The organism is Parabacteroides sp., from assembly GCF_977054455.1.
Genome location: NZ_CDRTCT010000038.1, coordinates 1 through 22567 on the forward strand (window position 1 = coordinate 1; position 22567 = coordinate 22567).

The 22567-nt window shown below is 49.9% G+C and carries 17 protein-coding genes; 12 read left to right on the forward strand and 5 right to left on the reverse strand.

What is annotated here, in order from left to right; genetic code table 11:
- Positions 1-370 precede the first annotated feature (370 nt).
- The 8 genes from ACW6QF_RS16665 (at position 371) to ACW6QF_RS16700 (ending at position 12085) form a co-directional block, all read left to right on the forward strand.
- Complete coding sequence (locus ACW6QF_RS16665; protein ID WP_456088638.1) at positions 371-1438, forward strand: efflux RND transporter periplasmic adaptor subunit; 1068 nt, start codon at positions 371-373, stop codon at positions 1436-1438.
- Positions 1438-4566, forward strand: coding sequence for an efflux RND transporter permease subunit (locus tag ACW6QF_RS16670; RefSeq protein WP_456088639.1), 3129 nt, complete (start codon positions 1438-1440; stop codon positions 4564-4566). The genes ACW6QF_RS16665 and ACW6QF_RS16670 overlap by 1 nt, the downstream gene beginning before the upstream one ends.
- Complete coding sequence (locus ACW6QF_RS16675; RefSeq protein ID WP_456088640.1) at positions 4566-5951, forward strand: TolC family protein; 1386 nt, start codon at positions 4566-4568, stop codon at positions 5949-5951. Before ACW6QF_RS16670 ends, ACW6QF_RS16675 begins: the two co-directional genes overlap by 1 nt.
- Positions 5952-6073: 122 nt before the next feature.
- Entirely contained in the window at positions 6074-7618 is a 1545-nt protein-coding gene (locus ACW6QF_RS16680; protein ID WP_298547951.1) for an acyl-CoA carboxylase subunit beta, read from the forward strand.
- A gap of 12 nt (positions 7619-7630) precedes the next feature.
- Positions 7631-9142 (forward strand): acetyl-CoA carboxylase biotin carboxylase subunit, encoded by a 1512-nt coding sequence (gene accC, locus ACW6QF_RS16685; RefSeq protein WP_298547948.1) that lies wholly within the window; start codon positions 7631-7633, stop codon positions 9140-9142.
- A 12-nt stretch (positions 9143-9154) separates the two neighbouring features.
- Positions 9155-9682 carry a biotin/lipoyl-containing protein gene (locus tag ACW6QF_RS16690; protein WP_301705610.1) on the forward strand — a complete coding sequence of 176 codons (528 nt, stop codon included), beginning with the start codon at positions 9155-9157 and terminating at the stop codon, positions 9680-9682.
- A 146-nt stretch (positions 9683-9828) separates the two neighbouring features.
- Positions 9829-10887 (forward strand): DUF4925 domain-containing protein, encoded by a 1059-nt coding sequence (locus ACW6QF_RS16695; protein ID WP_456088641.1) that lies wholly within the window; start codon positions 9829-9831, stop codon positions 10885-10887.
- Between the two features lie 160 nt (positions 10888-11047).
- Positions 11048-12085, forward strand: coding sequence for a DUF4925 domain-containing protein (locus ACW6QF_RS16700; protein WP_456088642.1), 1038 nt, complete (start codon positions 11048-11050; stop codon positions 12083-12085).
- A 675-nt stretch (positions 12086-12760) separates the two neighbouring features.
- Here ACW6QF_RS16700 and ACW6QF_RS16705 read toward each other — a convergent pair.
- The 4 genes from ACW6QF_RS16705 to ACW6QF_RS16720 form a co-directional block, all read right to left on the reverse strand.
- A complete protein-coding gene (locus tag ACW6QF_RS16705) occupies positions 12761-13846 on the reverse strand; it encodes an LptF/LptG family permease (RefSeq protein ID WP_298547940.1) in 1086 nt (361 codons plus the stop codon).
- A gap of 12 nt (positions 13847-13858) precedes the next feature.
- Complete coding sequence (gene tgt / locus ACW6QF_RS16710; RefSeq protein ID WP_456088643.1) at positions 13859-14989, reverse strand: tRNA guanosine(34) transglycosylase Tgt; 1131 nt, start codon at positions 14987-14989, stop codon at positions 13859-13861.
- A 72-nt stretch (positions 14990-15061) separates the two neighbouring features.
- Complete coding sequence (locus ACW6QF_RS16715; RefSeq protein ID WP_456088644.1) at positions 15062-16612, reverse strand: 4Fe-4S dicluster domain-containing protein; 1551 nt, start codon at positions 16610-16612, stop codon at positions 15062-15064.
- The gene (locus tag ACW6QF_RS16720; protein WP_298547934.1) at positions 16612-17544 is read right to left on the reverse strand and encodes a DUF362 domain-containing protein; all 933 of its coding nucleotides are present in this window, start codon (positions 17542-17544) and stop codon (positions 16612-16614) included. The genes ACW6QF_RS16715 and ACW6QF_RS16720 overlap by 1 nt, the downstream gene beginning before the upstream one ends.
- Positions 17545-17645: 101 nt before the next feature.
- Here ACW6QF_RS16720 and ACW6QF_RS16725 point away from each other — a divergent pair, with 101 nt between their 5' ends.
- From ACW6QF_RS16725 to ACW6QF_RS16740, 4 genes are all read left to right on the forward strand, one after another.
- Entirely contained in the window at positions 17646-18440 is a 795-nt protein-coding gene (locus ACW6QF_RS16725; protein WP_456088645.1) for a hypothetical protein, read from the forward strand.
- 130 nt (positions 18441-18570) lie between these two features.
- Entirely contained in the window at positions 18571-18795 is a 225-nt protein-coding gene (locus ACW6QF_RS16730; protein ID WP_298547929.1) for a winged helix-turn-helix domain-containing protein, read from the forward strand.
- 148 nt (positions 18796-18943) lie between these two features.
- Positions 18944-19168 (forward strand): hypothetical protein, encoded by a 225-nt coding sequence (locus tag ACW6QF_RS16735; protein WP_456088646.1) that lies wholly within the window; start codon positions 18944-18946, stop codon positions 19166-19168.
- A 209-nt stretch (positions 19169-19377) separates the two neighbouring features.
- A complete protein-coding gene (locus tag ACW6QF_RS16740) occupies positions 19378-19977 on the forward strand; it encodes a recombinase family protein (protein WP_298547926.1) in 600 nt (199 codons plus the stop codon).
- Positions 19978-20074: 97 nt separating this feature from the next.
- Here ACW6QF_RS16740 and ACW6QF_RS16745 read toward each other — a convergent pair whose 3' ends face one another.
- Positions 20075-22552 (reverse strand): endonuclease MutS2, encoded by a 2478-nt coding sequence (locus ACW6QF_RS16745; protein ID WP_456088647.1) that lies wholly within the window; start codon positions 22550-22552, stop codon positions 20075-20077.
- Between the last annotated feature and the right edge of the window lie 15 nt (positions 22553-22567).

Consider the following 22567-nt stretch of genomic DNA (forward strand, 5'->3'; position numbering starts at 1 on the left):
GTACTACAGAAGGATTTGTCAACAAATTAAAGATGATTAAAAGAATGTGTTATGGACGAGGAAGCATAGAACTACTCAAAAGAATGATGATTTGTGTATAAGGCAGCAAAAGTGAACAAGACCCAATGAATTTTCCTGCAAGGGTAATATTTTTTAATAATCTTATATATACTATAACGCTGATTGTCAACACTCTTTAAATAAGCCGTTTTTGAGGGGGATATTGTCGGTTTTAACAATTCGGAAGGGGCAAGGCAAAGGTGGCTTTCGGTTGTTTTTATATATAAATGGAACAATTTATTATTCATATTGACCTTTCCGAGGTTGCCTCGCCGGGATAATTTTGCCTTTAAATAAATACACTTAAATTATGAAACGGATTTATTTGATTTTAGCAGGCATTCCCTTGATATTTTTTATTTCTTGTGCCCGGCCGGAGAAGGGGACAAAGGAGTTTCAGACAGTCAAGACCGATACGGTCGTTTCCGCCAGCGGCCAGACCGCCCTCCAGTTTCCGGGAAAAGTGAAGGCGGCGCAGGATATCAGCCTGGCCTTCCGTGTGAGCGGGACAATCCGTAAAATATATGTGGAAGACGGCGCCCGCGTGCGGGAAGGACAACTGCTGGCCGAGTTGGATCCGGCGGATTACCAGGTGCAGCTGGATGCTACGGAAGCCGAATACAAGCAGATCAAGGCGGAAGCCGAACGTGTCATGGCGCTTTATGAAGAAAACGGGACGACGCCTAACGCCAACGATAAAGCCGTGTACGGCCTGAAACAGATCACCGCCAAATATCAGCACCACAAAGACCAGTTGGAATACACCCGGCTGTATGCTCCTTTCGGCGGTTTCGTACAGAAAAAACTGTTCGATGCGCATGAGACGATCGGAGCGGGTATGCCCGTGATCTCGATGGTCAGCGCCGGCATTCCGGAGGTGGAGATCAACCTTCCGGCAGCCGACTATATCCGGCGGGACCGGTTCGATGGCTACCGCTGCACGTTCGACCTCTATCCGGGAGAAACTTATCCTTTGAAATTGATCAGCGTCACTCCGAAAGCCAACGCGAACCAGCTGTACACGATGCGCCTGCAAATGGTTCCCGGCAAGTTGCCGCTCCCTTCGCCGGGAATGAATACGATGGTCACGATCTATTGCAATGAGGGCGATTCGCAGCCGGTTTCCGTTCCGGGCGGGGCACTTCTGCAAAAGGATGGCAAAACGTATGTGTTTGTCTATGATCCGTCCGCGGGGAAAGTCCATAGCCGCGAGGTGACGGTTCTGCGCCTGTTGTCCGACGGACGTGCGATGGTCGTTTCCGATACGCTGCATGCCGGTGAAATCGTGGTTGCTTCCGGCGTGCATCATATTGAAGATGGAGAAAATGTCCGGCCTTTGGCTACCGGTTCTAAAACGAATGTAGGAGGATTGTTGTGATGGATATAAGTAAATGGGGATTTCAGAACCGGAACCTGGTCTATTTCCTGGTTGCGGTTTTGCTGGCGGGCGGAGCTTTGGCCTGCTATCAGATGAGTAAGCTGGAAGATCCGGAGATCAAGGTGAAGCTGGCGATGGTGGCGACGACCTATCCGGGCGCCTCGGCCCATCAGGTGGAGCTGGAAGTGACGGATGTGCTCGAAAAAAGCATCCGTAAGATGGACAATGTCGATAATGTCGAAAGCTATTCGTTCAACGATCTGTCCCTGATCCAGGTCGAACTGCTGACGACCGTCAAGGATGACGACGTGGAGCAGCATTGGGACCTTCTCAGGCGGAAAGTGAACGATGCCTCCGCCTTGCTTCCTTCCGGAGCCGATAGACCGATCGTACAGGACGATTTCGGCAAGGTGTTCGGTATGTTCTACGCCTTGACGGGCGATGGCCTGTCCGATCGCGAGATGTCTGACTACGCCGAGTTGATCAAACGGGAAGTTGTCGAAATAGAAGGAGTGGACCGGGTGGATATTTATGGCGAACGCCCCGAATGCATCAACATCTCCCTGCTGCAGGACCGCATGGCCAACCTCGGCGTGAAACCGGCCGAAGTCCTGGCCACCTTGAACGGACAGAACGAGACGACCTACAGCGGCTACTACGATAACGGGGACAACCGTATCCGCGTGACGGTGAACGACCGTTTCAAGACCGTGGACGACATCGGCAAGATGCTTATCCAAGGCCATGACGACGACCAGTTGCGCCTGCGCGACATAGCCCTGATCGAGAAGGGGTATGAAGATCCTACCCGTAACGAGATGTTCTATAACCGGGAGCGGTCGATCGGTATTCTGGTAGCCGCTTCGAGCGGTTCGGATATCGTGAAGGTCGGCAAAGCCGTGGAAACGAAGCTGGCGGAATTGAAAGACAACCGCCTGCCGGCCGGAGTGGATTGCCATAAGATATTCTATCAGCCCGAACGTGTGGGAGATTCGCTGGGGACGTTTGTCGTCAACCTGATCGAATCCGTCGCCATCGTCGTGTTTATCCTGATGCTGGCGATGGGGTTCAAGAGCGGCCTGATCATCGGCGTCAGTTTGGTGGTGACTGTTTTCGGATCATTCCTTTTCCTGCAATACGCCGGGGGAACGATGCAGCGCGTCTCTCTGGCGGCTTTCGTGCTGGCGATGGGGATGCTGGTGGACAACGCCATCGTGATCATCGACGGCATATTGGTGGACTTGAAAGCCGGGAAAGACAAGATGGAGGCGATGACCGCTATCGGGCGGCAGACGGCGATGCCGTTGTTAGGGGCGACCCTGATCGCCATTATCGCCTTCCTGCCGATCTATATGTCGCCGGATACGGCAGGGGTTTATACGCGCGACCTCTTCATCGTACTGGCGGTTTCGCTGCTGCTGAGCTGGGTGTTGGCATTGCTCCACGTCCCGTTGATGGCCAACCGGCAGTTGCATCCGGCGGTGGAAGCCGGCAGTTCCGGCAAACGTATATATAAAGGTAAGATATACGCAGTGCTGCGGGCTGCTTTGCGTTTCGGATTGTCGCACCGACTCGGCTTCACGCTGGCGATGGTCGCTTTGTTGCTTTTGTCCGCCTACAGCTACCGGTTCCTGCGCCAGGGATTCTTCCCCGACATGGTGTACGACCAGCTGTATATGGAATACAAACTTCCGGAAGGCAATAATTCTACCCGTGTGGCGAATGACCTGAAAGAGATAGAATCCTACCTGAAAACCCGGAAGGAGATCACGAACGTGACTGCTTCCATCGGTGGGACGCCGGGACGTTACAACTTAGTGCGGAGCATTGCCAATCCTTCGCTGTCCTACGGGGAGCTGATCATCGACTTTACATCTCCCGGCGAGCTGGTCAAGAATATAGACGAGATACAGGAGTACCTGACCCGGCAGTATCCGGATGCCTACGTCAAGTTGAAACGTTATAACCTGATGTTCAAGAAATATCCCATCGAGGCCCAGTTCTTAGGACCCGATCCTGCCGTCCTGCACCGTTTGGCGGACAGCGCACGGCACATTATGGAGAATACGCCGGAAGTCTGCCTGATCACGACCGACTGGGAGCCGCAGGTCCCGGTCCTGACAATCGAGTACGACCAACCGGCCGCCCGTGCGTTGGGATTGAGCCGTAGCGACGTGAGCCTTTCGTTGCTGGCGGCTACGGGTGGTATCCCTATCGGTTCTTTCTACGAGGGCATCCATAAAAACAACATCTACCTGAAATGCCTGGACGGGCAGGGGAAACCGATCGAGGACTTGGGGAACACGCAGGTCTTTTCGACGCTCCCTTCGCTGAACGGCCTGCTGAACGAAGAAAACATGGTGAAACTGACAGCCGGGACACTCTCGAAGGAGGAACTGATCGAAAGCCTGATGGGCAGCATGCCGCTGAAACAGATCAGCAAAGGAATCGACGTGCGCTGGGAGGACCCGGTCGTCCCTCGTTACAACGGACAGCGCAGCCAGCGCGTGCAATGCTCTCCCGTTCCGGGTGTCGAGACGGAAAAAGCACGGTTGGCGGTCGCGGAGAAGTTGGAGCAGATCGGACTTCCCGAAGGCTATTCGCTGCAATGGCAGGGAGAGAAGAACGCCAGCGACCAGTCCATGAAGTATCTGTTCAAGAATTTCCCGCTGGCCATAATCCTGATGATCGCGATCCTGATCATGCTGTTCAAGGATTACCGCAAGCCGGCTATCATCTTCTGCAGTATCCCGATGGTATTTGTCGGAGTGGTGATGACGATGCTGGTGACCGGCAAGACGTTCAACTTTGTCGCCATTGTCGGGACATTGGGGCTGATCGGAATGATCATCAAGAACGGCATCGTGCTGATGGACGAGATCACTTTGCAGATCGGGCAGGGGACGGAGCCGGTCACCGCCTTGATCGACAGTGCCCAAAGCCGTCTGCGTCCGGTGATGATGGCGGCCCTGACCACGATCCTGGGGATGATCCCGTTGCTGACCGACGCCATGTTCGGTTCGCTTGCAGCTTCCATCATGGGCGGCCTGCTGTTCGGCACGGTGATCACACTCGTTTTTATTCCTGTCCTATACGCATTATTCTTTCATATTAAACATGTAGACTGATGAAGAAAATATCGATTATCCTGTTGTCTCTTCTCTGCCCGTCGTCTCTTTTCGCGCAGGAGACGTTGAGCTTGCAGCAGTGCCGGGAAATGGCGTTGCAATATAATAAGGAAATGGCGGCATCGGTGAAGCAGACCGAAAGCGCCCTGTACACGATGAAAAGCTATAAGGGGAATTTCTTCCCGAACTTCACCGCCGGCGGAACGGGCCTCTACAGTACGGCAGACGGCGGATTCGGGATTGAAGGCGGCAACCTGCCCGTTATCCTGCCTGATGTTGCCGGAAATTTTATGCCGACGGGCACATATGCTTATTTCCCCGGCATCAATCTCGATTATAAGGTCGGGACGGTCTATACGGGCGGCATCCGGGTCGAGCAGCCGCTTTATATGGGCGGCAAGATCCGGGCGGCCTACCGGATGTCTGTCTTGGGAAAAGAGATGGCCGAGATGAACGAGGTACTGACGGCGACGGAAGTGATCCTGAAAACGGACAAAGCCTATGCCCTCGTCGTGAAAGCGCAGGAGATGAAGAAAGTGGCGGATAAATACAACGCCGTGCTCCGGGAACTGCTGTCGAATGTCGAGAGCGCTCACAAGCATGGCCTGAAACCGAAGAACGATGTCCTGAAAGTGCAGGTGAAACTGAATGAAAGCGAACTCTCGATCCGTAAGGCGGAGAACGCCCTGCGGCTGGCGACCATGAACCTTTGCCATCTGATCGGCAAACCGCTTGTCTCCGACATCCGTATTTCCGGCGACTATCCGGCGGTCGGAAAGGGGCTGGATGTCCGGGTTTCCGATATCAGCACCCGTCCCGAATATGCCATCCTGGACAAACAGGTCGAGATCGCCGGGCAGCAGGTGCGGCTGAACCGTAGCGAACTGTTGCCCAAAGTCGGCATCATGGGGTCTTATGATTATGTGCACGGTTTCGAACTGAACGACCAGATGTTGATGGACAAAGGCAGTTTCTCCGTCTTGTTGAACGTGAGCATCCCGCTTTTCCATTTCGGCGAGCGGAGCAACAAGGTACGTGCCGCCAAAGCCAAGTTAGTGCAATCCCGCCTGGAACAGGAAAACATGAACGAACAAATGATGCTGGAACTGACACAAGCCGCCAACAACCTCGACGAAGCCCGGCTGGAAAGCGAACTTTCCGACCGTTCGCTCCTCCAGGCCGAAGAAAACATGAAGGTCAGCAAAAGCCAGTACGAAGTGGGCCTGGAGACGCTCTCGGACTATCTCGAAGCGCAGGCTTTGTGGCAGCAGGCTTATGAAACGCAGGTCGATGCGCGTTTTCAGTTCTATTTGAATTATGTCGGTTATCTCAAGGCGGCAGGGGCTTTATATGATTCCGTCCCTTCCCTGCCGAAGAAAAAATGACAAATCGGGAGCCATGTAATAAATATTACCTATCAGTTGATCGATAAACCTTATCCTTGCATCCGGTGTTAGTATATAATAAATGCTTACATTGCACAAAACTCATTTAAACCGGATATTCCATGAAAGAGAAAATCGATCAGTTAGCGGCTCTTAACCACCAGGCAGAATTGGGTGGGGGAGAAGACCGGATCGCCAAGCAACATGCGGCAGGAAAATTGACTGCCCGTGAACGTATTGAACTGCTCCTTGAAAAGGGAAGTTTTGTCGAAGTAGACAAGTTTGTCACCCACCGTTGCACCGAGTTCGGACTGGAAAAACAGCGTCCGTTGGGCGACGGGGTGGTTACCGGCTACGGGATGATAGGTAAACGCACGGTTTTTGTCTTCGCTCAAGACTTCACGGTCTTTGGCGGCGCCCTCTCCGAAACGTATGCGCGTAAGATTTGTAAGATTATGGATATGGCGATGCAGTTGGGAGCTCCGGTGATCGGTCTGAACGATTCGGGCGGGGCACGTATCCAGGAAGGCGTCCGTTCGCTCGCCGGGTATGCGGAGATATTCCTGCGCAACTCGCTGGCTTCGGGTGTGATCCCGCAGATCAGCGCCATCATGGGCCCGTGTGCCGGAGGAGCCGTCTATTCGCCTGCGCTGACCGACTTTATCTTTATGGTGAAAGATTCCAGCTACATGTTTATCACAGGTCCCGAAGTAGTCAAGAGCGTGACGCAGGAAGAGGTGACCATGAACGAACTGGGCGGATCGGAAGTGCACAGCACGAAATCGGGCGTCGCCCATTTCACCGCCGACAACGACATGGAATGCATCCTGAAGATACGCGAACTGATGTCCTTCCTGCCGAACAACAACATGGAGGAACCCCCGTTCGTCCCGACTACCGACAGTGCGAACCGCATCGACGAAAACCTGAACAACCTGGTCCCGACCAATCCGAACCAACCCTACGACATGCGCGAACTGATCCTTTCGGTGGCGGACGACAACAACTTCTTCGAAGTACAGGAAGAATACGCCCGCAACATCCTGATCGGCTATATCCGCCTGAACGGGAAGACGGTCGGCGTCGTTGCCAACCAACCGGCCGCTCTCGCCGGGACGCTCGATATCAATGCGTCGGTCAAGGCCGCCCGCTTCGTCCGTTTCTGCGACGCGTTCAACATCCCGTTGCTGACATTCGTGGACGTGCCGGGATTCCTTCCGGGCGTGAACCAGGAATATGAAGGCATTATCCGCCACGGGGCCAAACTGCTCTACGCCTATTGCGAGGCGACCGTCCCGAAAGTCACGGTGATCACGCGCAAGGCCTACGGAGGCGCCTACGACGTGATGAGTTCCAAGCATATCCGCGGCGATATCAATTTCGCCTATCCGACGGCCGAGATCGCCGTGATGGGGCCGGACGGCGCCGTCAACATCCTTTTCCGCAAAGAGCTGAAGAAAGCCGAGGATGTGGACAAGAAACGCAAGGAGTTGCAGGACGATTACCGCGAGAAATTCGCCAACCCTTACCGCGCCGCCGAGTTGGGATATGTCGACGAGATCATCGAACCGTCCGTTACCCGTCCGCGCCTGATCCGCAGCTTCGAGCTGCTGGCCAACAAGCGGCAGTCCAACCCGCCGAAGAAACATTCCAATATCCCACTTTAAAACGCAGCCGTTATGATTAAGAAAGTATTAGTAGCCAACCGCGGCGAGATCGCCATGCGTATCTTTCGTACCTGCCGCGTGATGAATATCCCCACCGTCGCCATCTATACCCATGTCGACCGTGGCGCCCTGCATGTCCGGTATGCCGAAGAAGCCTACTGCATCTCCGAGGATGCGGCCGACACTTCCTACCTCAAACCCGAACTGATCCTCTCGATCGCCAAGAAAACGGGAGCCGCCATCCATCCCGGATACGGTTTCCTGTCGGAGAATGCCGATTTCGCCCGCCGTTGTGAGGAAGAAGGCGTGATCTTTATCGGTCCGAGCGCCGACGTGATCGCCCGCATGGGAGTCAAGACCGAAGCGCGTAAGATCATGGCGGACGCCGGTGTCCCGATCGTCCCCGGAACCAAGGAACCCGTTGCCGGCCTCGAAGAGGTCCGCCGCGTGGCAGCCGAAATCGGTTACCCCATCATGCTGAAAGCCCTTGCCGGAGGCGGTGGAAAAGGAATGCGCCTGGTGCGCGACGAGGCAGGGCTGGACGAAGCCTTCCGCCTTTCCCGTTCGGAAGCAGCCAACTCGTTCGGCGATGATGCCATCTATATCGAGAAATACATCGAACATCCGCACCATATCGAGGTGCAGGTCCTGGGCGACAAATACGGCAATGTGATCCATCTCTACGACCGCGAATGCTCCATCCAGCGCCGTAACCAGAAAGTGATCGAAGAGGCCCCGTCGCCCTTCGTCAAGGAGGAGACGCGCCGGAAGATGTTGGAGGTTGCCGTCGAAGCCTGCAAGAAGATCGGCTACTACAGTGCCGGGACGCTTGAATTCATGATGGACAAGGACCAGAATTTCTACTTCCTCGAAATGAATACCCGTCTGCAGGTCGAGCATTCCGTGACCGAAGAGTGTACCGGTGTCGACCTCGTGCGCGACATGATCCTCGTGGCCGCCGGAAATCCGCTTCCCTATAAGCAGGAAGACATCGAGTTCCGCGGCGCCGCCATCGAATGCCGCATCTATGCCGAGGATCCGGAGAACAACTTCATGCCGTCGCCCGGCGTCATCAAGGTGCGCGAAGCTCCCGAAGGGCGCAACGTGCGTCTGGACAGCGCCGCCTACGCCGGTTTCGAAGTCTCCCTCCACTACGACCCGATGATCGCCAAGCTGTGCGCCTGGGGACGTAACCGCGAGTCGGCCATCTCCAACATGGTGCGTGCCCTCCGCGAATACAAGATCCTGGGGATCAAGACGACGATCCCGTTCCACCAGCGTGTGCTGCACAACGCGACCTTCCTCTCCGGCAACTACGACACGACCTTCATCGACACCAAGTTCGACAAGGAAGACCTGAAACGCCGCCAGAGCAATGATCCGCTTGTAGCCGTGATCGCTGCCGCCATCAAACATTTCGAGCAGGAGAAGGAAGCAGCCGCGCGGGCGACGACCGTCCCGCTCGTCGGAGAATCCCTGTGGAAGTATTACGGCAAGTTACAAATGACTGCCAATAATTATTAGGAGGAACTTATTATGTCAGCAAAAGCATTAGCGACCTATTTCGCAACAGTAAACGATATCCCCGATACCGAATTCAAAGTGGAAATTCTCGAAGACGGCCCCGTAAAGAAGGTCTCCGTCAACGGCAAGATCTACGAAGTGGACTACAACATGGGAGGAGATACGATCCATTCCATCATCCTGAACCACAAATCGCACGGTGTCCAGATTTCAAACGTAGGCAACGACATTTACGAGGTGAAGAACAAAGGTGATTATTTCCAGGTCCAGGTGATCGACGAATTGAAGAAAATGCGCCAATCCCGCATCCGTTCCGCCGCCGCCGGCCGCCAGGTGATCACCGCACAGATGCCGGGCGTGATACTCAAGGTTCACGTCAAGCCCGGCGAAGAAGTCCAAGCCGGGACTCCGCTCTGTGTCCTCGTCGCCATGAAGATGGAAAACGAGATCCGCAGCCCGATCGACGGCGTCGTCAAAGAAGTGTATATCAACGACGGCGACAAAGTTTCCGTAGGCGATAAAATGTTGGTTGTAGAATAGTTTTTTGTTCTTTTTGTGGTTTTCATGATGGTGAAAGGGAGGGTCTGAAAAGATTCTCCCTTTTGTTCGTTTTATTTTGTTTTGATCATTTTAAATCATTAACTTGCGCGCAGTTTGATATAGTTTAATAATTTAAAATGTGTATTATGAAAAAGAGTTTATTCTATTTAATGGCCTTATTTTGTGCCTTAAATCTTTTTTCATCTTGTGGAGACGACGATAATAAAGATGAACCAACACCGGAGGACACAACTTGGAAAGCTGTTGCTGGTTCGTATACCGCAGACAAACTTAAGTTGACTTATAATGGTCAAGAACTTAGTAATCAATCGGTCACGGTAGAAGCCGTTTCAGCAGAGAAAGCAACTGCTATTTTAAAAGGGATGGTTGCAGGTGTAGACGAAGTGAAAGTCGATCTTATTATGTCGAAAGCTACAAAAGCGGAAGAAGTAATTGCCAATTATAATCTGGAAGGAACTGCAACAGTGGAAGGTAGCCGTACAGTGTCTGTCACTGGAAATGTGAATGCAGGCGTCCTGACATTAGCCGTTGCCATCAAGGTTGATTCTCCCCTTGTTGGTACGTGGATATTCCCGTCTTATGTTCCGTCTGATGTAAATGGAGATGGTAAAATTGATGCAAATGATTATAATGTAATGGGAGGTAGTTTCTTCATGAACCTGGCTGCCGAATCAGGAGAGATAGCGTTTGGAGGACAAACTATTCCGGACTATCAATTCTGTGCGTTTGTCGATCAAAAAGCTGAGGCGGCTATTGCCGAAGTCGCACCGGAGATTACATTCCTTGAAAACGGCAATATAACAATTTCCTTTACGAAAGATGGAAAAGCAACTAAGTTAGAAGGTCTTATGGGGTATTACGTAAAAGATAAAATGTTATATGTAACCCTTGACATTACTGCATTGATGGGAATGCTTAAATCAGAAAACAATACATTGGCAGAGCTTATAGCGATGGCTCAAAATGGTATTCCTTTAGTTCTTGAAGAAGAGGATGGCGAATATAGTATTTTGATTAATAATACGCTCGCAACATCTTTGGGTACGCAACTGGCTCCTGTAATGGAATTAATAGCCGGTTTTATGCCTGACAAAGCAGAGATGATCGGTCAAATCGGAGCTTTACTTCCTGTTATTATGGCTGACAAAGATTTTATGGTAGGAATCAATTTGTCTAAAAAATAATCATACTATAATTGATCCAATATTATTGATTGAATTGTCTATTTTTATGATAACGCCGGTTATTGTTTCGGAATAACCGGCGTTAACTTTTTTGTGTTGTTTGTCTCATTCGGATTACTTACCTTCGCTCCGTTTTTATGTATAATTTAAAAAGAAGATTATGAAGAAAAATCTATTTTTTGTGTTTACGATGCTTTGTGCATTGAGTTTTTTCACTGCTTGTAGTGATGATGATGACAATAAGACTGATGACAGTTGGAAGACTATTTCTGCGACTTATACAGCGGAAACGTTGAATTTAAAGTTGGGTGATGCCGAAGTGACAGGCCAATCTGTAAAAGTAAATGCAAGTTCGGCTGAGCAAGCGGTTATTACATTAGCAAATCTTATTCCGGGTGAAGCAGAGGTGACGATTGATACAAAGATGGTGAAAACAGGTGAAAACTATACATTGGAAGGTAACAATGCGAATGATTTGCGTACTGTATCTGCTAAAGGTACTGTTGAAGCGGGAGTTCTGACTTTGGATGTGACTTTTAAAATCACAGCTCCTATTGCGGGAACTTGGAAATTAGCTGAAGTAGTTAAAGATGAAAACGAAACTTTTGTGTCGGGCCCTGTGTCTATGGTTTGGGAAGCTGCTGAAGGAACTATGCTTGGATTCTTGCCTGTGACTTCTATTCCTGCAATGGTTGAGGGCTTTGGGAGTGTAGCTTTGGTACAGGTTCTTCAGAGTATTACGTTTCAAGAAGATGGACAGATTGTAGCTTCTATTTCTAAAGCAGGAATGGATTTGACTAAACCGGTCACACCTGTTTGGGAAACGTCGGAAGCCGGATATGCTTCGTATAATGTGACAGATAAGCAAATCCTTGTCTTTTTGGATATAACGAAGATCATGGGAGGCCTAAAGAGCAAGGCTGGTATAGAAGATCTTCCGTTAGAACAAATTATGACTTTATTACAAAATGGTATTCCTGTTAATTATGAAATTGGTTCTGATGGTAAATCTGCTCGTGTGTATATTGATAAAGCGTTAGTAAGTCAGATTGCTCCTTTATTGCCTATATTGGCAGAACTTATCGGTGATGATGCTTTAGGAGGAATGGGACAATTAGTTAAGACAATGTTGACAGCTTTTCCCGAAGCGATGGAAAAGACAACAAAATTTGAAGTTGGATTGAAATTGGTAAAATAATTCATTAGTTTATAATGGGGGTGTGTCATTAATCTGTATATTAGAACACAGATAACACAGATGAGACGAATTCACACAGATTGATTATAAATCAATAAAATAAAAACCTGCGGTTATCTGTTGAATCTGTGTCATCTGCGTTCTATTTTATATTTTGACACACCTTCATTTATAATACGTCTTTTTATTGGGTTTAAAGGAATAAGCAGGGAGAACCAAACCAATAGGCACTCTTTTGTTTTGCGATAGGCAGCGGATTACCGAGCAGTCGGCATTCTTTTCTCCATACGGTATTTGAAGTCGGATTCCAGAAAAGCTATATAAACTGTAATAATTATTCCCGCTCCAATTTGAAGTGGGTTTCTGTAAGATAAATATATATTATGGGGGTAAATGTGTGATTTATAGTGATTTGATTTTTGTATTTGCAATTTGCCTTTATCTGACTTCCCTTTATCATGAATGTTTCACGGACAAAATATTTTTATTCACTATAAATTCAACATAAATGGGAGAATTTTGTCCATGAATAAGGAGAAAAAGTTTTAATAATTAGTTGTTTTTTGTTTGTAATTATTTAATTATCAGTTTATTGAGTGCATGTTCCATAAGGTGCGCACTCAAATTAAAGCGGTGGAAGATTTGGAGGTTTTTACAACTTTCAGTTCCGGTCTCTTATCTCGGTGCCTTCCGGTACAAATAAATCGCGATAAACGTGTACAGTATATTCGGAATCCAGGCGGCCATGGCGGGGCTGAGGCTGCCGTTGATGGCGAAGGTCGATGTGACGGTGGTGAAGAGGATGTAAGAGAAACTCAGGGCCAGTCCGATACCGATGTTCAATCCCATGCCGCCTTTGATCTTGCGGGAAGAGAGCGAGGCTCCGATGGAGGTCAGGATGAAGGCGGCCATGATGGCGGCAAAACGTTTGTGGTATTCGATCTGGAATGTCTGGATATTGCCGATCCCCCGTTTCTTCTGGCGGTCGATATAGGTGGACAGTTCGGGAGAAGTCATCGTCTCGCAGTCATTGACGGAGATCAGGAAGTCCGAAGGGACGATCGTCAACGTGGTGTCCTTGCGGCTTCCCTCGGTGATATGCTCGCGCATCCCGTCGAAATCGCGGATCATGTAGTCGATCAGGGTCCAGTTGTAGAGCGAATCATATTTGATGGAGTTTGCCGTGAGGCGTGAGATCATCTTCTTGTCCTCGAAGTGTTCCAAGGAGAAACGGTATCCCATTCCGGAACGCGCATCGTAGCGGTCGAAATAGGCGATTACGCCCGGCTCGATCTCCAGTTGGGCGGAACGGACATAGTCTACCTTCTTATTCTTGATATATTTGTTTTGAAAGTCGATACGCGTGGCGTTGGCAGGCGGAATGATATAAGCGTTCAGCGCAAACGTACTGAGCGCAATGATCCCTGCCGAAATCGCATAGGGCAGCATCAGCCGCCGGAAACTCATCCCGCTCGCCAGCATTGCGATCACTTCCGAATTGTCTGCCAACTTCGAGGTGAAGAAGATAACGGCAATGAAAGTAAACAACGGACTGAACAGATTCGCGAAATACGGGATGAAGTTCATGTAATAGTCGAAGACGATCGCTTTCAACGGCACGTCCGGACTCAGGAACTTGTCGATCTTCTCATTTATATCGAAGACAACCGAGATGGCGATGATCAGGGCAATCGCAAAGATGTAAGTGCCCAAGAACTGTTTGATGATGTACCAGTCTATCCGTTTCAGTTTGAATTTCATGTGACAGTTTGCTTATAACCGGTTTGATAACTGACGGACCATCTCACTCTTCCAGGTCGTGAAATCGCCGGCAATGATATGTTTGCGTGCCTCTTTGACGAGCCACAGGTAAAACGCGAGGTTATGGATCGATGCCAGTTGAAGTCCCAACATCTCGTTCACTTTGATCAGATGGTGCAGATACGCCTTGCTGTAGCGCGTGTCGATAGCCGAATGGGCGTCCGGATCGATAGGGGAGAAGTCGTTCTCCCATTTCTTATTGCGCATATTGATCGTGCCGAAACGGGTAAACAACTGTCCGTTGCGCCCGTTGCGCGTCGGCATGATGCAGTCGAACATGTCGACGCCCCGTTCGATCGCCTCCAAGATGTTGATCGGCGTGCCGACTCCCATCAGGTAGCGGGGCTTGTCTTTCGGCAGGATTTCGTTGACTATTTCGATCATCTCGTACATCTTCTCGGTCGGTTCGCCTACAGCCAGGCCGCCGATCGCATTGCCGTCCGCACCTTTTTCGGCTACATTCTCGGCTGCTTTCCGGCGCAGTTCCGGATAGACACAACCTTGTACGATCGGGAAAAGGCTTTGCCGGTAACCGTATTTCGGTTCCGTGGCGTTGAAACGTTCGAAACAACGGTCCAGCCAACGTTCCGTCAGGCCGAGGGATTTTTTCGCGTATTCGTAATCGGCATCGCCCGGACAACATTCATCGAAGGCCATGATGATATCCGCTCCGATGATCCGCTGGATATCCATCACCTTCTCCGGGGTGAACAGATGCTTCGAGCCGTCGATGTGCGAACGGAACATGGCGCCTTCCTCATGCAACTTGCGGTTTTCGGAAAGGGAGAAAACCTGGAAACCGCCGCTATCCGTCAGGATCGGACGGTCCCATGTATTGAATTTGTGCAGTCCGCCTGCCTGTTCCAATATTTCCAGTCCGGGACGGAGGTACAGATGGTAGGTGTTTCCTAAAATGATTTGTGCGTTGATATCTTCCTCCAACTCGGTCATGTGGACACCTTTAACCGTGCCTTGCGTGCCGACCGGCATAAAAATAGGCGTTTCGATTGCTCCATGATCAGTGGTAATCAGACCCGCCCTTGCATTTGATTTTGTGTCGTTATGTTGTAATTCGAATTTCATGGCTGCAAAGATAAAGAAAAGGCCTTACTTTCACAAATAAGGCCTCATAATATAGTCGGTTACAATCGTTAATCAGAAACCGAAATCGTCGACCTCGACTTCTTTGACTTCCTCTTCTTTAGGCTTCTCGACGAATTTGTGTTCGACGTTCGGTTTGACGATAATGGCACGCATCGGACGTACCGGGCAGATCGATTCGCATCCGCCGCATCCGATACAGAGGTCGGGATTGATCTGCGGGATTGTCAGTGTCCCTTTGTAGGGAACCATGTGCACGGCCTGTGTCGGGCAATGCTCTGCACAAGCGCCGCAATCTTTCTCTTCCGTATTAACGACACAACGGCCTTTGAAGAAAGTGGCGATGCCGACCTGTGTCGTCGTCTTCTCTTCGACAGTCAGAGGCTTGATCGCACCGGTGGGACATACGTCGGAACAAACCGTGCACTCGTAATTACAGTAACTGCTGATATAGGCCAGACGCGGTTTCAACATATAATCCAATCCGTATTCCAGTCCTGTCGGGCGCAAAACCTGGCTCGGACAGCGGACGACACATATCTGGCATCCCGTACATTTATCTTTGAAACGTTCCAGGCTGATAGAACCCGGAGGCGTGAGGGGAGGCCATTTTTTCCTGCCTTTTCTGTTCATTTTCCCTTTTCCGCCTCCGGCAATCGCGGATGCGACCGGCAGCGAGGCGGCAACGGTTGCGCTTGTGGCCAGGAATGTACGGCGGCTCTTGGCGACCGTCGGCTGGTCGGAACGCGATGCGCCCGGAAGTTGCAGGCGATATTGCAAGCCGCCTTTGGCGCAGGAAGAGACACAATTGAAACAATCTACGCAACGGGACGTATCGACCGTCAGGTTCTTGCTGTCGATCGCTTCCGCCTTGCAGGTATGTTCGCAGTTCCCGCAATGCGTACAGGCTTCCTTGTCGAAAGTTATGCGGAAGAACGAGTAGCGCGAGAAGAGGCTCAACAAGGCTCCGACGGGGCAGATCGTATTACAGAACAGGCGTCCGCGAAAAACAGTCATGACAATGAAAACAAGCAACGCGATGGCTGCCGCGGTCAGACCGGAAACCGTCACGGTGCTGATCGTCACATGGAACAACGAGTAGTTGTCTGCTTTCATCAGCAGGTCGGCGAGTATGTTATTCCCCCACATCACGACCGGACGGAACAGGCTTGCCGCAATACGTCCGAAGTTGCTGTACGGGTCCAGAAGCAGGCACAACCCGCTGAAACCGAAGACTGCCATGACCGCCGTGATCGCCAATAGCACGTAGCGAAGCCGGTTCATCGGCTTGTGGTAGGTAAAACGGCGGCTTCCTTTCTTCTTTTTCTTGCCGATGCAAAACAGGCGGTTGATGATATCCTGGAATACGCCTGCCGGACATATCGTGGAACAATAAATACGTCCGAATACCAGTGCCAGCAAGAGCTGGAACACGATCAGGCCGACCATCCCGCCCAACAAAGCCGGCATCAGTTGCAGGTGCAGCAAGCGGTGTACGCTATCCGGTAAAACTCCCGAAAAGTCTACGAAAAACAAAAGTATGGGTACAAAAAAGAGGATTGCGAGCAAAACTCTCAATCCCTTTAGGTAATTTCGTTTCTTCATCAGATCTTAATGCGTTTGATGTTTATTTTTTTCAGATCGGTAGAGCCTAATTTAAGCGCTTCCCCTTTGCCCAGATGCCCGACGGCGGCCAAATCCAACTTCTTTACCTGGTTGAACAAAGCGAGGGCGGCCGTGTCGACGGCGACGATATTCGGAGAAACGATCATCGACTTCAACGTGGCCACGTCGGCTGCGCTTTTTCCCTGCGGACCGTTCTGGTGCATCATACGGTAGGCGTCTACGATGTTCAGTACCGGCTTCTTCTGCCAGGTACAGATATCGGCGATACATTGCTGCAAGTCGTTCTGGTGGAAGAAGCGACGGTCCCAGACGATCCCCATCATGTTCTTCATCGCACATGACAGCTTGGCTCCCCCGTGGTTTTTCAGGATGGGAACGTTGATCCAGGCATCCGCTTCGATCAGCGACTCGTGTATCTTGGCCTTTTTCAGTGTCACGCCGCCGGGAATGTCTACTTCCTTGAAGTATTTCTCGTCGTTACCCGGCATGATGATACCGCCCGCTTCCTTTACGGCGGCGGCGATACCGCTTGTCTCGTAGCATTTCTGCCAGTTGTCGCACGTGTGGTCGAATACCGTCACCTTTTCGGCTCCAGCTTCGAAACATTTCTTTACAAGGGCCTTTATCAATCCCGGATTCGTATTGCCGGCCAGTTCCGGTGTACGGTCCCATCCGATATTCGGCTTGATAACGACTTTTTGTCCTTTCTTGATATATTTGCCGATGCCGCCAAGCGCTTCTAACGCCTTGTCGAGCATAACTTCCGGTTCGCCACCCATTACTGCTACCAGATCGGGCGCTTGTTCTACTGCAACTGTATTTGAAGAGAGGGCTGCCTGTAGTCCTTCAAAATTCAGAGATAAGGCTGCACCTGCTACAACACTGGTCTTAAGGAAATCACGACGTTTCATTTTGTTTTATTGGTTTTATGTAGTTTATAAAAGTTTTAACAAAGGTAGAGATTCTCTAATATAAAATGTATATTTGACCTCCAAAAAAATCATAATAAAGTATGGATTTATATTCCTATGTTTCAATAGAATCCTTTGTCCGCGGATGCAAAGAGACAAAGACGCCGGGAACTTTCACCTTGCGTGTTCCTAATTTGCTGTATGTCAGGCCGGACGAAGTGACCGGATATGGTTTGTCCCTGCTTCGCCGTTCGATCGTGTTGCATGAAGAGCAAAATGGCATCGGGCCGGAGTTTAGTAAACAAAATATTCCTTTTTTCCGGGAGAACCGCCGGATGCTTATCGGGCCGGAGATGGAGATGTACGCCCTTTCCCTTTACCAGAATCCGGAAATCCCTTCCGGCGTGGAGGAAGGGAAGGCTTCCTGTTTGCGGCTGGCTTTCGATTACGGGGCGTTGGGTGAATATAGTTTGTCGGGAGATAAATATTTGCTTCGCTGCAAATATGATGAGGAGGAGAACCTGAACGCGTTTGTCTCGCAGATGAGGCGGGAATATGACAAATTCTTTTATGATGAAGAGCATACCGGGTTCAAGCGGGATTCACGTTTCTTCTCGATGCTTTGCAATGCTTGCCTGGAAGTGCGGGAACCTCGTTGGGCCTCCGAACAGGAATGGCGGCTTGTGCAATTTTGTGGTCCGGCAGAGACGGGGTATGATTTTATAGGGGGTAGCCTGGTTCCTTACGTGGATTATGCGATCCCGTTCGAGTGTCTCCGCCGGATCGCCTTGACGGATCTGACGGAGAATCGTTTGACGTATAGCGCCCTGGCAGGATTCCTCCAGAGCATAGGGCTGGCTCCCGACCGTTATTTGGAAGGGATGTTGGAGGAGTAATTAATGTTGATTAACGTTATTTCGCTAAACTATTCGGGGGATGGTAGTGTTCACCATTCGAAGCGAAAGAATCATTTGGCTTTCTGAAAAAGTGGTGAGGAATAATATTATATCAAATAAGTGAGGTGCTATGACTAAGAATGATGTTGTTTCAGAGGCCGGTCAGATCTGGTCTTTGTTATCAGAAAGAAAAATTTTGTCAGTGAAGAGGATTGGGGAAATGACTCACTATCATGAGTCCTTTGTCTGTTTGGCTTTAGGATGGTTAGTAAAGGAAAATAAAGTCCGTCTGTTTGAAAAAAGCGGTGTACTGCATGCGGAGCTGAATACTTCGATTCCTGAAATGTATTATTAGGCAGGTGAAAATCCCAAGGCAAGTCTATGTTTTCCTTGGAATCGTAAAAACCCTCCGGTTATTTAAGTCAGCCGGAGGGTTTTTACTAATGCTTTATTTGATATGTAAGAAAGTTTCAACTTTTTTCTTTGGGTGAAAATTTATTTTCATGCCGAAGAAAATTTATTTTCCCGCGGGAGAAAATTTATTTTCATGCCTGGGGAACTTTTTTTCCCCGGTGAGGGATCTTCTGCTGCGTCGCGAACCTTTCCCTCTTTCTTCAGCAGCCCTTCCCGCCATCGGCATTGGAATACGGGGGGACGATAAACAGGTGCAAAATACTTATATCGGGGAAGGGCTGCCGGTTACGGGTGAAAAACGGAAAAGATCATAAATCCCCGGTTTGGATAATTCGTTAGCTATTTCATTCTTAGTCCGATAGCCTTCTGCATACGATGTAATTTTTTGTATTAAAGAGCGGAATACTAACATTTTCTTTAAATAAAATGGAAAGTTTAGCTATTGTGCTATAATTACTTTTCGTATCTTCACCGAAAAATAAATTTGCTTCTACGTTTTTTTAATTATTAAGTTGCTGAAAATATGGTAATAGCTTATTTAAGAGTAGGAACTTCAAACAAAGAGCTTCTGGAAGAACAGAAAAATGAGATTAAACGCTATGCTTCGGATCATGATATAAATGTCGATAAGTGGGTAACGGATATCACTGTCGACAAAGGGAAGGAAGATGAACGTAATCTTACTATGGTACTGGATCGTATGGAAAAAGGCGATAGCCTGATCTTGTCAGATATTTCCCGTTTGGGACGAACTTTGTCGGAAGTCATGGAGATTATGGGGCGCTGCATGGAAAAAGGCGTTCAAATCTATAGTATAAAGGATCGGTATATCCTGGACCGGACATTGAATCTCCCGGTTATGGGTAATGTGTTCAAGTTGGTAACGGAGATCGAACACAGTTTGATGTCCACCCGTACCAAAGAGGCCTTGAATCATAAGAAGAGCACGGGAGGTCCGTTAGGCCGTCCGAAAGGATCGGCTGCCAAACAGTCTTTCCTTGATGCGAATAAAGAAGAGGTGATCAGCATGCTTGAACGCGGCGACACCGTTATGGAGATTTGTAAACGTTTTAATGTTTCCAGAAATACCTATTATATGTTCAAACGGAACTACGGACTCTAAAACCGGTCCTTCTTCCGCATGTATAGCCCGGTCGGGATTGCTATCAGCAATATAAGTGACCGGGCTATACATGCGGGTAACGGTGTCTTGTTTGTTTTTATTCGAGTTCCACTACCGTAATGCCGGCGCCTCCGAACTGGACATGCTCGTCGTGATACTGGCGGACGCCCGGAACGGTGTGCAGGTAATCGCGTATCAGTTGGCGGAGTATGCCTGTCCCCGTCCCGTGCAGGATGCGGATACGTGCGGCACCTACCTGGATGGCATCGTCCACAAAGTAGGTGACGGCTTGTAAGGCTTCGTCTCCTCTCATTCCTCTGACATCTATCTCTTGCTTGAAGTTCAATCTCTTTTCATGCATGTCGTCTGCTGTCTGGACGCTGACGAAAGTACTTTTCTGGATCTCTTTTTTGATCTGGCCTTTGCTGACCTTTTCCAGTTGTTCCAACTTGACGGTGCTTTTGATCATGCCGAATGCGACGACTGCTTGCTTCCCTTGAACTTCCATGACGGTTCCGGCTGAAACCTGCCCTTTGAGACGGACATTGTCGCCTACTTCTATGACATCGCGGTTGAAGATCTGTTTGGAGGCCGGCGCGTTTTGTTTCTGTTTTTTACGTTCTTTGCGCTCCTGCAACTTCGCCATTTTGCGGGCGATCTTGTCGTCTTCTTCTTCGGCTGCTATCACAGAGGCCTTGAATTCTTCCAGGGCTTTACGGGCGAGCTTGGTCTGTTCCTTTTCTGCCTGCGCCTCTTTGATTTCGCGGATCGTGTTTTCGATCTTTGCGTTGGCTTCGGAAAGGATGCGTTGTGCCTCTTCCTTGGCGTTGCGCATGATCTCTTTCCGCTGTTTGTTCACGGCTTCCAGATCCTGCTCGTAGCGGGCGGTAATATCTTCCAGCTTCTTTTCCTGCTGGCGGATGTTCTGGCGTTTGCTTTCCCAATAGCGTTTGTCCCGAACGATATCCTGAAGATATTTATCCATATTGATATAATCGGAGCCGACATTGGCAGAGGCATCGGCAATAACGTCTTCCGGCAGGCCGATCTTGCGGGCAATCTCGACGGCGAAGGAACTTCCCGGATTACCGATCGACAGTTTAAAGAGCGGTTGCATCAGGTGGCGATCGTAAAGCATGGCTCCATTGACGATCCCTTCCGTGTCTTCTGCAAAATGCTTCAGGTTCTGGTAGTGGGTCGTGATAACGCCGTAGCTATGATTCCGGTTGAAACGGTCCAACAGGGCTTCGGCGATCGCTCCTCCGATCTGGGGTTCCGTACCGCTACCGAACTCATCGATCAGGATTAAAGTCTTGTTGTTGCAGTTCTTGACGAAAAACTTCATGTTCGTCAGGTGTGAACTGTAGGTACTCAGGTCGTTTTCGATGCTTTGTTCATCTCCGATGTCGATAAACAGGTTCTCGAACAATCCGGTTTTCGAACTTTCATATACCGGGATCAACAGGCCGCATTGCAACATATATTGCAGCAAGCCGACCGTTTTCAGGCAAACGGATTTACCACCTGCGTTCGGCCCGGAGATGATCAGCAGACGCTTTTTTTCTTCCAGGAGAATATCCAGCGGGACGATCTGTTTGTTTTGTTTCTTCAACGAGAGGAAGAGCAGGGGATGTGCGGCGCGTATCCAGTCGATCTGCTGTTTGTTTTCGACTACCGGTCTGATCCCGTTTACCTGTTCGGCAAACAAGGCTTTGGCACGGATAAAGTCGATCTCGGCCAGGAATTCGTATGATTGCAGGATGTCGGGGACTAACGGGCGGACGAAATTTGTAAATTCCGTCAGTATCTTCATGATCTCCCGGCGTTCGTCACCTTCCAGTTCACGGATCCGGTTGTTTGCCTCCACAACGACTTCCGGCTCGATGAAGACGGTTTTGCCGCTGGCCGATTCATCGTGCACGATCCCTTTGATCTTTCGCTTGAAAGCCGGAGCTACCGGGATCATCAGGCGTCCGTCACGCATGGTAGGCGTGATATCTTTGTCCACGACTCCTTCCGATTGTGCGGCACGCAGTATGGATTGCAAACTGCGGGAGATGCCGCTCATGGTGGCCGTGATCTCTTTTCGTATCTGCGCCAGGGCAGGAGAGGCATTGTCTTTCACATGTCCGAACTTGTCGAGTATGGAGTCGATCTTTCCGATCAGTTGCGGGAATACCAGAATATCGCCGGCAAGGGCGGTCAAGGCCGGGTATTTGATCTCTTCTCCTTCTTCCGAGGAAGGGCGGAAGAAACGGATAATATCGTTGATTGTCTGGAGTGAGCGCTTCAGGTCGAACAGTTCTTTTTCATCCAACCAAGTCCCTTCGGGGCGTATCCGCTTCAACGAATAACGTACATCGAAAAAATAACTGGCGGGAAACTCGTCTTCTCCATGCAGGATTCGGACAAACTCGTCTGTCTGTTCCAGACGTTGGGTTACGGTTTGATAATCGGCAGAGAACCCCATCTCTGCTACCCGCTCTTCTCCGAGCGGGCTTAAACATTTTTCTGAAATTAAACGGCGGACTTTATCGAAGCCCGTTTTCTGTTCGAAATTTTGCGGGTATATCACGTTCTTGTAAATGCT

Excerpts from the sequence above, each read along its gene's own strand:
- ACW6QF_RS16665 (WP_456088638.1), top strand. The coding sequence starts at position 371 with ATGAAACGGATTTATTTGATTTTAGCAGGCATTCCCTTGATATTTTTT.
- ACW6QF_RS16670 (WP_456088639.1), top strand. The coding sequence starts at position 1,438 with ATGGATATAAGTAAATGGGGATTTCAGAACCGGAACCTGGTCTATTTC.
- ACW6QF_RS16675 (WP_456088640.1), top strand. The coding sequence starts at position 4,566 with ATGAAGAAAATATCGATTATCCTGTTGTCTCTTCTCTGCCCGTCGTCT.
- ACW6QF_RS16680 (WP_298547951.1), top strand. The coding sequence starts at position 6,074 with ATGAAAGAGAAAATCGATCAGTTAGCGGCTCTTAACCACCAGGCAGAA.
- accC (WP_298547948.1), top strand. The coding sequence starts at position 7,631 with ATGATTAAGAAAGTATTAGTAGCCAACCGCGGCGAGATCGCCATGCGT.
- ACW6QF_RS16690 (WP_301705610.1), top strand. The coding sequence starts at position 9,155 with ATGTCAGCAAAAGCATTAGCGACCTATTTCGCAACAGTAAACGATATC.
- ACW6QF_RS16695 (WP_456088641.1), top strand. The coding sequence starts at position 9,829 with ATGAAAAAGAGTTTATTCTATTTAATGGCCTTATTTTGTGCCTTAAAT.
- ACW6QF_RS16700 (WP_456088642.1), top strand. The coding sequence starts at position 11,048 with ATGAAGAAAAATCTATTTTTTGTGTTTACGATGCTTTGTGCATTGAGT.
- ACW6QF_RS16705 (WP_298547940.1), bottom strand. The coding sequence starts at position 13,846 with ATGAAATTCAAACTGAAACGGATAGACTGGTACATCATCAAACAGTTC.
- tgt (WP_456088643.1), bottom strand. The coding sequence starts at position 14,989 with ATGAAATTCGAATTACAACATAACGACACAAAATCAAATGCAAGGGCG.
- ACW6QF_RS16715 (WP_456088644.1), bottom strand. The coding sequence starts at position 16,612 with ATGAAGAAACGAAATTACCTAAAGGGATTGAGAGTTTTGCTCGCAATC.
- ACW6QF_RS16720 (WP_298547934.1), bottom strand. The coding sequence starts at position 17,544 with ATGAAACGTCGTGATTTCCTTAAGACCAGTGTTGTAGCAGGTGCAGCC.
- ACW6QF_RS16725 (WP_456088645.1), top strand. The coding sequence starts at position 17,646 with ATGGATTTATATTCCTATGTTTCAATAGAATCCTTTGTCCGCGGATGC.
- ACW6QF_RS16730 (WP_298547929.1), top strand. The coding sequence starts at position 18,571 with ATGACTAAGAATGATGTTGTTTCAGAGGCCGGTCAGATCTGGTCTTTG.
- ACW6QF_RS16735 (WP_456088646.1), top strand. The coding sequence starts at position 18,944 with ATGCCGAAGAAAATTTATTTTCCCGCGGGAGAAAATTTATTTTCATGC.
- ACW6QF_RS16740 (WP_298547926.1), top strand. The coding sequence starts at position 19,378 with ATGGTAATAGCTTATTTAAGAGTAGGAACTTCAAACAAAGAGCTTCTG.